The 10,353-nt window shown below is 74.1% G+C and carries 9 protein-coding genes; 8 read left to right on the top strand and 1 reads right to left on the bottom strand.

What is annotated here, in order from left to right; translation table 11 throughout:
- The 3 genes from G3I53_RS22065 to G3I53_RS22075 form a co-directional block, all read left to right on the top strand.
- The coding region (locus G3I53_RS22065; protein ID WP_164438694.1) for a thioester reductase domain-containing protein at nucleotides 1–1,906 on the top strand (1,906 nt) is incomplete at its 5' end.
- Entirely contained in the window at nucleotides 1,903–3,039 is a 1,137-nt protein-coding gene (locus G3I53_RS22070; protein ID WP_164339211.1) for an alpha/beta fold hydrolase, read from the top strand. The genes G3I53_RS22065 and G3I53_RS22070, both read left to right, overlap by 4 nt.
- A gap of 66 nt (nucleotides 3,040–3,105) precedes the next feature.
- Nucleotides 3,106–3,900 carry an alpha/beta fold hydrolase gene (locus G3I53_RS22075; protein WP_164339213.1) on the top strand — a complete coding sequence of 265 codons (795 nt, stop codon included), beginning with the start codon at nucleotides 3,106–3,108 and terminating at the stop codon, nucleotides 3,898–3,900.
- A 12-nt stretch (nucleotides 3,901–3,912) separates the two neighbouring features.
- Here the strand turns inward: G3I53_RS22075 and G3I53_RS22080 are convergent, their stop codons facing one another.
- Complete coding sequence (locus tag G3I53_RS22080; RefSeq protein ID WP_164339215.1) at nucleotides 3,913–4,836, bottom strand: chlorophyllase; 924 nt, start codon at nucleotides 4,834–4,836, stop codon at nucleotides 3,913–3,915.
- Between the two features lie 396 nt (nucleotides 4,837–5,232).
- On the opposite strand from G3I53_RS22080, the gene G3I53_RS22085 reads away from it, so the two are divergent.
- The 5 genes from G3I53_RS22085 to G3I53_RS22105 all read left to right on the top strand — a co-directional run.
- Nucleotides 5,233–6,891, top strand: a complete 1,659-nt coding sequence (locus G3I53_RS22085; RefSeq protein WP_164332736.1) for a catalase — start codon at nucleotides 5,233–5,235, stop codon at nucleotides 6,889–6,891.
- A 253-nt stretch (nucleotides 6,892–7,144) separates the two neighbouring features.
- A complete protein-coding gene (locus tag G3I53_RS22090) occupies nucleotides 7,145–7,468 on the top strand; it encodes a hypothetical protein (RefSeq protein WP_164339275.1) in 324 nt (107 codons plus the stop codon).
- 82 nt (nucleotides 7,469–7,550) lie between these two features.
- A complete protein-coding gene (locus G3I53_RS22095; protein ID WP_164339272.1) occupies nucleotides 7,551–8,084 on the top strand; it encodes a DoxX family protein in 534 nt (177 codons plus the stop codon).
- Nucleotides 8,085–8,197: 113 nt separating this feature from the next.
- Nucleotides 8,198–8,761 carry a hemerythrin domain-containing protein gene (locus G3I53_RS22100; RefSeq protein WP_164339270.1) on the top strand — a complete coding sequence of 188 codons (564 nt, stop codon included), beginning with the start codon at nucleotides 8,198–8,200 and terminating at the stop codon, nucleotides 8,759–8,761.
- Nucleotides 8,762–9,081: 320 nt separating this feature from the next.
- Nucleotides 9,082–10,353, top strand: a 1,272-nt coding sequence (locus G3I53_RS22105; RefSeq protein ID WP_164438695.1) for an MFS transporter, incomplete at its 3' end; no start/stop codon positions are given.

The following is a 10,353-nucleotide window of genomic DNA, read 5'->3' on the forward strand; positions in this document are numbered from 1 at the left end:
CCCCGAACCCCCCGCTCCCCCCACCCCGCCCCCGGCGGCCCGCCCCGCCGCAGCGCTGGGCGGGCCCCCCGCCGGGGCCCGCCCCGAGGTGCTGGACCAGATCCTCGCCGATCTCGCGCTCGCCGACCGCCTGCCGTTCACGGCGGACCCCGAACCGCTGCCGCCCCGCCGCCTGCTGCTCACCGGAGCCACCGGGTTCCTGGGCGGCCACATGCTGCTCGACCTGCTGCGGCACAGCGACGCCCACGTGTACTGCCTGGTGCGCGCCGCCGACGAGCAGGCCGGGCTCGCCCGCCTCGGCGAGGCGCTGGCCGGTCACCGTCTGCCCTGGTCCTCGGAGGTGCGCCGCCGGATCACCGTCCTGCCCGGTGACCTGCGCAGCCCGCGCCTGGGTCTGGCGGAGGAGACCTGGAACCGGCTCGCGGACGAACTGGACGCCGTCGTCGGTGTGGGCGCCGCGGTCGACTTCCTGCGCGGCTACGCGTCGCTGCGGCAGAGCAACGTCCTCGGCGCGCTCACCCTCGCCGAACTGGCCGCGACGGGACGCCCGAAGCCGCTGCACCACATCTCCTCCGTCGCGGTGTTCAACGAGGTGGGGATCGTCTCGATGGGGGAGGACGACCCGCTCGCGCACGTCGACCGCCTGGTCGCCGGGTACGACCAGAGCAAGTGGGCCGCCGAGGTGGCCCTGCGCCGTGCGCGGGACCACGGGCTGACCGTCACCGCGCTGCGCCCCGGCGGCATCGGCGGCCACACCCGTACCGGCGCCTACAACCCGCAGGACCTCAGCAGCGGCCTGATCTCGGCCTTCGGCCGCTTCCGCACCGTGCCCGCCTTCCGCTACCTGAACGCGGCGCCCGTCGACTGGGTGAGCCGGACGGCGGTCGCCGTGATCTGCGAACCGGACGCCTGGGGCTTCGACTACAACCTCACGGGCGTCCCGAACACGCTGGACGACGTGGTGCGGGACATGGCGTTCGGCGGCCTGCACGTGAGGGTGCAGGACTGGGACGAGTGGCGCGCCGACACCCTGGCCCGTCTCGAGGCCGAGCCGGTCGACGGGCTGTCCTTCCTCACCCGCGTCCTGAGCAGCCCGTCCGCCCTCGCCCTGTGCGAGGCGACCCTCACCGGCCCGGCGGCCGGCACGGAACGCACCGCCGCCCTCGTGGAGGCGCTGGACCTGCCGCGGGCCGCCCGCTACGACGCCCGGGCGCAGCTGAGGACGTTCGAGCGGCTCGCCGAGGACGGTCTGGGGCGGCTGCCGGGCAAGGAGGACCCGCCCTACCTGTGGTTCACCGAGACGACCGAGGGCTCCGTCGGGCCGGCCGGCGCACCCGCCGACAGCCCGTGCTCCATGGCGCTGACCCTGTCCGTCGCGAGCATGCACCAGCTGGTCTCGGAGCGCCGCGTCGACGTCCGCGGGGAGGTGACGTGCCCCGCCGCGCACGAGGGGCCGCTGACCGTGGAGGACGGCGACCTGTGGGTGCGGCCCGAGGAGGGCATCCCGCAGCGGCACGGGATGACCCATCAGCTCATCCGCTACCGGCTGCGGTTGCGGGACCGGGACGGCGGCCACTGGTGGCTGGAGGGGCGCAAGCACGCCCGGGCCCGCCGCGACCTGTGGCGGCAGACGCGCGCGCTGACCGTGGAGATCGGACGGGAGGGCGAGCCGGCCCGCCTCACCGGCGAGGTCGTGGTCCCCGCCGACTCCTACGTCCGGGACCAGATCGACGGCATCCGGGTCGACCCGCGGCTGACGGACCGGGAGAAACGGGCCGCCAAGCTGACCTGGCTGGCCTGGTTCGGTCTGGAGATGGGCCGGGGGCTGCTCGGCCCGTTCGCCCGGGCCGCCGCGGACCTCCTCGACCTGCGCCGCACCACCACCCTCACGGAGCGCCACCGATGATCTTCCGAACCGCCCGTTCCGCTCCCCGGCCCGCCCTGCGCCGGGTCCGTTCGGGTCCCGCGCTGCGGCCCCTGAAGCACCGCCTCGACCCGGCCGCCGTCGAGGAGATCCCGTTCCGGGCGGGCGACGGCGTCCGCCTCGGCCTCACCCGGGTCGATCCGGGCGAGCAGGGCCGTCCGGCGGTGCTGCTGCTGCACGGGCACACCGCGTCCGCCGACATGTTCCTGCTGCCGGAGGTCCGCAACCTCGTCGACGTGCTGCTCGACGACGGCTACGAGCCCTGGCTGCTGGACTGGCGCGGCAGTTGCCGGCTGCCCTACAACGAGACGGGCGGCCGCTACACCTACGACGACGTCGCCCTGTACGACATCCCGGCCGCCGTCGACCACGTCCGGGCCCGTATCGGGGACCGGCCGCTGTTCGTGGTCGCGCACTGCATCGGTTCGCTGTCGCTGTCCCTGAGCATGACGGCGGGCCTGGTGCCGGGGCTGGCCGGCGTGGTCTCCCAGGGGGTCTTCCTGACGCCCAAACCGGCCGGCCGCACCACCCTGCGGATGTCCGTGGCGGGGGAGCTGCTGAAGTCCCGGATCGACCACATCCCCGTCGACTTCCGCAAGGTCGGCCTGTGGTCGAAGTACACGCCCCTGTTCGCCCTGGCCTCCCGCGGGGCGGGCTGCCCCGACCCGACCTGCCAGATCCTGCACAACTCGGCCTGGGGCAGCGGCGCCTCGCTGTTCCGGCACGAGCACCTCGCCGGGGCGACCCACGACCGGCTCGCCGAACTGCTCGGCCCGGCGCCCCTGTGGATCCTGCCCCACCTGCGCCGCATCGAGCTGGCCCGCACCGTGGTCCGCTGGCACGACACCGACCACCGCTACCGCGCCCTGCCCGCCAACGCGCTGGACGCCGCGGGCCGGATCGACACCCCGGTGCTGCTGCTGTCGGGGAGCGACAACGGGCTGTGGCTGGACTCCCAGAAGCTGTGCCACGAGGTGCTGACCCGCCGGCAGCCGCAGCTGGACGTGCGCTACACCGAGATCCCCGGGTACGGGCACCTCGACACGTTCCTCGGCCGGGGCGCCGCGCTGGACGTCTACGGCCACATCCTGGACTTCCTCGCCGGACGGCGCTGACGGCCACCCCGCCGACCGCTAGGCTACCCGTGAGTAACCGGATCGCACTCCAGGAGGCGACGCCCCATGCCGCAGTTCGCAGTCGACGGCGCGGAACTGACGTACGACGACGAGGGGCCCCGCGACGCCGAGGACGTGCCCCTGGTGTTCCTCCACGGCTGGACCGCGAACCGGCACCGCTGGGACCACCAGCTGGCCCACTTCTCCGCCGGCCGCCGGGTGATCCGCCTCGACCTGCGCGGGCACGGCGCGAGCAGCGGATCCGGCGCGCCCGGCATCGACGCGCTGGCCCGGGACGTCGTCGCCCTGCTGGACCACCTCGGCGTCGACCGGTTCGTGCCCGTCGGCCACTCGATGGGCGGCATGATCGCCCAGACCCTCGCCCTCGCCCACCCCGACCGGGTCGAGCGCCTGGTCCTGGTGAACTCCATCAGCCGCATGACGTACAGCCGTGGCCGGGGGCTGCTGATGGCGGCGTCCACCCGGGTGCCGTTCCGGCTGTTCGTCGCGGCCAACATCCGGCGGGCGTTCGCCCCCGGCCACCCGCGCGAGGAGGTCCGGAAGTACATCCGTGACTCCTCGGCCACCCCGCGCGAGGTCGTGATGACGCTGTACTCCGCCATGCGGGCCTTCGACGTCCTGGACCGGGTCGGCGAGATCCGTGTCCCCACGCTGCTGGTGCACGGCCTCCACGACATCCAGCTGCCGGTGCGGCAGATGCTGCGGATGGCGACCCGCTACCCGGACGCGGTGGTCCGCATCGTGGACGCCGGACACGAACTGCCGGTGGAGAAGCCCGCCGAACTCACCGCGGCCCTGGACCGCTTCCTCACCGACCCGGCCCCGGAGGCGACCGCCTGACGCGGCCGCGGGCTACTTGCCGCGCACGTCCCCGAGGGGTTCGGGGTCCGCCTCCAGCGCCGCGACCGCCTCCTTCCAGTCCGTGTCGTCCGCCGCCAGGCGGCTGTGCAGGTAGGCGGTGGTGAGCCGCTGGAGCAGCGCCACCCGGGCCGGGTTCTCGTCCGTCGTCTCGGCGGCCTCGTAGCCGGAGATCCCGCCGAGGGAGTGCTCCGCCCCGTGGAGGGTGAGCAGGTCCGTGGCGCCGGGGGCGTGGTGGTAGACGTCGGTGAACCAGTCGGGCCCGCGGGTGGACAGCGCGGACCGGTCGTGGTCCCCGGCGACGACGAGCGTCGGTGTGGTCAGCGTGGCGAAGTGCGGACGCATGAAGGGCAGGTGCTCGACGGCGAACGGCGTCAGATCGTCGCCCAGCCCGGTAGCGGCGAGCAGGACACCCGCGGTCACCCGGGGGTCGGACAGGTCCTCGCCCACCTCGCCGTCGGGTCCGAGGACCCGCGCGCCGAGCAGGACGCCCGCCGTCTGGGCGCCCCACGAGTGGCCCGCCACGGCGACGCGCCGCCGGTCGACGCGCCCGCCGAGTCCCGGCACGGCCGCCTCCAGGGCGTCGAGTCCGTCCAGGACGCGGGAGAGGTCCGTGACCCGGTGGCGCCAGATCAGCGGGGTCCGCGGGTCCGTCGGCGGCAGGGCGAGCGTGCGGGAGTCCAGGTGGGTGGGCTGCAGGACCACGAGGCCGTGGGCGGCCCAGTGGTCGGCCAGCGGGCCGTAGTGCCGCATCGAGCAGCCGAAGCCGTGCGAGAGGACGACGACCGGCAGGTCGCCGCCGGCCGCGGGGGCGGACACGCGGACCTGGAGGTCCTCGCCCCGGCCCGGGGCGGGCAGGACGACCGGCTGTGCGGAGATCACGGTGGCGGGGCCACCGGTGGTGTGTGCGAGATCCATGAGAAGTGCCTTCCGGGCAGCACGCGAGGGCGGCCGCCGTGAGGAGAATGAAACGGAACAGTGCTCCGCTTCAAGATACGGAGCAGTGTTCCGTTTCGCAATGGACTCCGCTGCCCCGTCGCTCTGCGTCATCTTTCGGCTGCGTTGAGTCGCCGCCCGGGTCGATCCACGGCAGCATGGCCCCCGTACGCACGCCCTCGCGTGCCCCGGGCACCCGCCGGCGGCCGGCCGCGGTCCCCCGCCCGGCCGCCGGGCGGGACGAACGGGGCCGCCGGAGCGTGCGTGACCCCGCGACACGGGGATACCCGGCCCTCCGCCACGGCGGCCGGTGGCCGGTGGTCGACGTCACCCGCACCGGCCCGCCAAGCCATGAGCAGTTCGAAGGAGCCCACGATCATGACGGACGTTTCCAGCCGGGGTCCCGCTCCGGGCGACGAGCGCAAGGTCCTCACCAACCGCCAGGGCCACCCGGTCTACGACAACCAGAACCAGCGCACGGTCGGCGCCCGCGGCCCCGCCACGCTGGAGAACTACCAGTTCCTGGAGAAGATCAGCCACTTCGACCGGGAACGCATCCCCGAACGCGTCGTGCACGCCCGCGGCGTCACCGCCTTCGGCCACTTCGAGGCGTACGGGAAGTGGGGCGACGAGCCGATCTCCCGCTACACACGCGCCAAGCTGTTCCAGGAAGCGGGCAAGCGCACCGACGTGGCCGTCCGCTTCTCCACCGTCATCGGCGGACGCGACTCCTCCGAGGCGGCCCGCGACCCCCGCGGCTTCGCCGTGAAGTTCTACACCGAGGACGGCAACTGGGACCTCGTCGGCAACAACCTGGGCGTCTTCTTCATCCGGGACGCGATCAAGTTCCCGGACGTCATCCACGCCCTCAAGCCGGACCCGGTGACCTTCGAACAGCAGCCGCGCCGCATCTTCGACTTCATGTCGCAGACGCCGGAGTCGATGCACATGCTGGTCAACCTGTTCAGCCCGCGCGGCATCCCGTCGGACTACCGCCACATGCAGGGCTTCGGCGTGAACACCTACAAGTGGGTGAACGAGGCCGGCGAGACCAAGCTGGTCAAGTACCACTGGATGCCCAAGCAGGGTGTGCGGTCCATGACCGAGGAGGACGCGGCGAACGTCCAGGCGGACTCCCTCGGCCACGCCACCAAGGACCTGTACGAGGCCGTGGCCCGCGGCGAGTACCCCGAGTGGGAACTGCTGGTCCAGATGATGGACGACCACGACCACCCGGAGCTGGACTTCGACCCGCTGGACGACACCAAGACCTGGCCCGAGCAGGACTTCCCGCCGAAGCCGGTGGGCCGGATGGTGCTCGACCGCATGCCGGAGAACTACTTCGCCGAGAACGAGCAGATCTCGTTCGGCACCGGCGTCCTCGTCGACGGCCTGGACTTCTCCGACGACAAGATGCTCGTCGGCCGGACCTTCTCCTACAGCGACACCCAGCGATACCGCGTCGGCCCGAACTACCTCCAGCTGCCCGTCAACCAGGCCAGGAACGCCGAGGTGCGCACCAACCAGCGCGACGGCCAGATGACGTACCACGTGGACGGCGGCGGGGAGAACCCGCAGGTCAACTACGAGCCGTCGATCACGGGCGGCCTGCGGGAGGGCGAGTTCCCGACCCACGACGAGCAGGGCCCGGAGATCCGGGGCCGGCTCACCCGCAAGCGCATCCCGCGCACCAACGACTACCTCCAGGCGGGCCAGCGCTACTGCCTGATGGAGGACTGGGAGCGCGACGACCTGGTGAAGAACTTCATCGACCTGTTCGGCCAGTGCGACCAGGAGGTGCGCGAGCGCATGGTCTGGCACTGCTACCTGGCCGAGAACGACCTCGGCCGCCGCGTCGGCGAGGGCCTGGGCATCACGCCCGAGGACCTCGCCGGTCTGGAGCCGCTCGCGAGCCAGGACCTCACCGACGAGGACCGCAAGCGGCTCGCCAACCTCGGCGACAACCCCCCGCGGGACGTCGAGGGGCTCACCATGACCCACTGCGTGCCCAACGAACGGCACGTGGTGACCCGCTGACCGACCGGCCCGGCCCACCGCCGGGCACCCGCCCCCGGGCCTCACCCGGCGGCACCGCACCGCGGCACACGGCGTGCACCGGCGGCCCGCAAGGCCACCGGCGCACGCCGTGCGGCGTGTCCGGCGCCGGGCTGCCGCCCCCGCCCGTCCGCCCCGCCGGACCGCTCCGGATGCACCCCGGACCGGTCACGCGGGACGGTGAAATCCCGCCCCGCACCGATCGGACGGCCGGGCGGCGGGGGACTGCTGGAACATGACGAGTTCATCGTTCCAGCGCACCCTCATCCTGCCGGCAGCCGTGTGCGAACAGGCCGCCCAGTACCTCGAACAGGCCGTCCGGCGGACCGTCGACGGAGCCGGGATCCCCCTCAAGGCGTTCCGCGCCGCCGCCGACAGCGACTACACCCTCCCCGTCTCCGTGGTCGAGCAGGCGGCGGGCTGCCTGCTCGTCCTGGCGACCGAGACGGCGCAGACCGTGCGGCCCTCCGCCCTGCGCGCCACCATCAGCGTCGCCCTGTCCCTGAGGGACGCCGTCGAGGCGCTCCACCAGCCGGCCCTCACCACCCGCTACTGGTGAGCCCGCCCCGCGCGCCGCATGCCCGCACCCCGCCGGGGAACCCGGCGTCCCGTCCCGCACCCACGGAACCCCAGGAGAAGGCATGAGTCTGCTGCGCGTCCTCGGCCGTCCGATGCTGGCCTCGATGTTCGTCGCGGGCGGTCTGGACTCCGTCCGCAACCCGCGGAACGTGTCCCCGGCCGCCGAGTCCGTGGTGCGGCCGGTCACGGAACGCGTCGACGCCGTGCCCGACCGCACCGAGGACGCCGTACGGCTCAGCGGCGCCGTCCAGGTCGTGGGCGGACTGCTCCTCGCGAGCGGGCGGCTGTCCCGGCCGGCCGCGCTCGCGATCGCCGCCACACTGGTCCCCACCACACTGGCGGCCCACCGCTTCTGGGAGGTGGACGACCCGTCGGAGCGCGACCGGCAGCGCATCCACTTCCTGAAGAACCTGTCCATGCTCGGCGGCCTGCTGATCACCGCCGACGACACCGGCTCCGCCCCCTCCCTGCTGTGGCGCGGCCGGCACGCCGCGCACGACCTGCGCCGCGACGCCCACCTGGTACGCCGGTCGGTCCGGGCGGGTGCCCGCCCCGCCGCCGCGATGGGCCGGGTCCGCGCCAAGCTGCCGGCCTGACCGGAGCCGGAGTGCCGCACGGCCGGGTGCCGGGTTAGTCCGGCGGGGCCCTGGGGACCCGGGGGCTCAGCGGGACCCGGCCGGGGTGCCGCTGCGATACGGAGGTGAAGACGATGGGACACGGCGGAAACGTCATCGACGAGCTGGTGACCGACCACCGGGAGGTCGAGGAACTCTTCGGCAAGATCGAGGCGCTGCCGCCCGGCCACAAGGACCGCAAGCTGTACGCCGACCAGGCCACGATCGAGCTGGTGCGGCACTCGGTGGCCGAGGAGGCCTACCTCTACCCGGCGGTGCGCGAGCACGTGGCCAACGGTGACGCCCTGGCGGACCGGGAGCTGCGGGACCACGCCGAGGCCGAGCAGATGATGAAGGACCTCGAGGGCTGCGACGCGGGCGACGCCGAGTTCGACCGGCTCATCGGCATGCTGATGAGCGAGATCCGCGAGCACATCGCGGACGAGGAGCAGAACCTCTTCCCCCTGCTGCGCGCGGCCTGCGGCCCCGAGGAACTCGACCGGCTCGGGGACAAGATCCGCCAGGCGAAGAAGACGGCGCCGACCCGGCCGCACCCGGCCGCCCCGGACAAGCCCCCGGCGAACAAGCTGCTGGCGCCGGGCGCCGGGATGGTGGACCGGCTCCGGGACGCGCTGAGCGGCCGCGGCAAGGCCGACTGACCTCCGGGTCACGGTACCGGCGACACACACGGAGGGGCCCGTCCGGGAGACGGGCCCCTCCCGCGTGCCCGGGACCCCGTGAACCGCCCCCGGCCCCCTTGTGAGCAACCCCACTCACACCCCAAGGCCCGTACGCGCCCGCGCTTTTGGCGCTCGCGGGGCCCCACGGCACCGCCCACCGGACATGACTCGGCGACCTCGTCTGCCACGATGGTCCGCGCCGTGTCCCGGTGCCGGGGGCCGCCGCGCGACGCAGCCGGTGCTCCGCCTCCCGCGCCCCCTCGCCCGGAGTCCTCCGGCTCGTCCCCGAGTAGCGCCCTGTGTCTTCCTCCTCCACCCCTGCCCGGCCCGCCCCTGCCCGCGACGCCGCTCCGCCGCCCGCCGGGAAGGGGTCCCACTCGCCGTGGCGGTCCCTGCGCCACCGCAGCATGCGCTGGTGGTCCGTCGCCAACCTCGTGTCGAACGCCGGCACCTGGATGCAGCTCACGGTGCAGAACCTGCTGGTGCTGGAGATCACCGGGTCCGCCGCCGCCACCGGCCTGTCCATGTCGGTGCAGGCCGCCCCCGCCCTGCTGATGAGCCTCCTCGGCGGCGCCGTCGTCGACCGCTGGCCCCGGAAGCTGACGGCCGCCGTCAGCCAGGCCCTGCTCGGCGCGATCGCGTTCACCACCGCCGTCCTGGTCGCCCTGGACCGGCTCGACCTGACGTCCCTGATGACCCTGGCCGCCGTCACCGGCATCGTCGCCACCGTCGACGGGCCGGCCTGCGCCCTGCTCGGAAACGACCTGGTGCCCGCCGAGGACGTGCCCTCGGCCATCGGCGTGGGCGCGCTGGTGCACAACGCCGGACGCCTCGCGGGCGCCGCGCTCGCCGGGGTGACCGTCGGCCTCCTCGGCACGGCCGCCGCCTACTTCGCCAACGGGATCTCCTTCCTCTTCGTCACCGCCGTCATCCCCTTCCTGCGCCCCGCGCGCGGCGCCGCCCGGCGCGTCGCCGAGGAGCGGGGGAGCGGCGAACGGGCCATGGGCATCCGCGAGGGCCTGGCCTTCTTCGTCCGCCGCCCCCGCCTGCTGGCGCTCGCCGGGGTCACCGGGGTCAGCGCGGTCTTCGGCCGCAACTACGCGCTCACCCTGGCCGTCCTCGTCACCGGTCCGCTCGCGGGCGGTGCCGGTGCCTTCGGCACGGTGTCCACCGTCCTCGCCGTCGGCGGCATCGTCGGCGCGGTGCTCGGCGCCCGGCTGCGCAAGCCGTCCGTGCGCCTGGTCGGCGCGCTCGCGGCGGCGGGCGGGCTGCTGCAGGTGGTCGCGGGACTGTCGCCGTCGCTGGCGGTGCTGCTGGTGCTCGTGCTGCCGATGGCGGTGGTCGAGTCCGTCTCCGACACCGCCGGCACGGCCGTGCTGCAGACCGACCCGCCCGCCCGGCTGCGGGGCCGGGTCCTCGGCGTCTGGGGCAGCATCGGCACCGTGTGGGGCCTCGGCGGCCCGCCCGCCCTCGGCCTGCTCATGGAGCTGGCCGGGCCGCGCGGCGCGCTGATCGCCGGCGGGCTGATCGTCGCCGGCTGCATCGGCGCCGGCCACCTGCTGCGCGGCCGG

Origin of the sequence: Streptomyces sp. SID14436 (genome assembly GCF_010548465.1) — a bacterium.
Classification (GTDB): domain Bacteria; phylum Actinomycetota; class Actinomycetes; order Streptomycetales; family Streptomycetaceae; genus Streptomyces.

Bases quoted from the DNA above. Each gene is read 5' to 3' on its own strand.
- G3I53_RS22070 (WP_164339211.1), top strand. From the start codon at position 1,903: ATGATCTTCCGAACCGCCCGTTCCGCTCCCCGGCCCGCCCTGCGCCGG.
- G3I53_RS22085 (WP_164332736.1), top strand. From the start codon at position 5,233: ATGACGGACGTTTCCAGCCGGGGTCCCGCTCCGGGCGACGAGCGCAAG.
- G3I53_RS22090 (WP_164339275.1), top strand. From the start codon at position 7,145: ATGACGAGTTCATCGTTCCAGCGCACCCTCATCCTGCCGGCAGCCGTG.
- G3I53_RS22095 (WP_164339272.1), top strand. From the start codon at position 7,551: ATGAGTCTGCTGCGCGTCCTCGGCCGTCCGATGCTGGCCTCGATGTTC.
- G3I53_RS22080 (WP_164339215.1), bottom strand. From the start codon at position 4,836: ATGGATCTCGCACACACCACCGGTGGCCCCGCCACCGTGATCTCCGCA.
- G3I53_RS22075 (WP_164339213.1), top strand. From the start codon at position 3,106: ATGCCGCAGTTCGCAGTCGACGGCGCGGAACTGACGTACGACGACGAG.
- G3I53_RS22100 (WP_164339270.1), top strand. From the start codon at position 8,198: ATGGGACACGGCGGAAACGTCATCGACGAGCTGGTGACCGACCACCGG.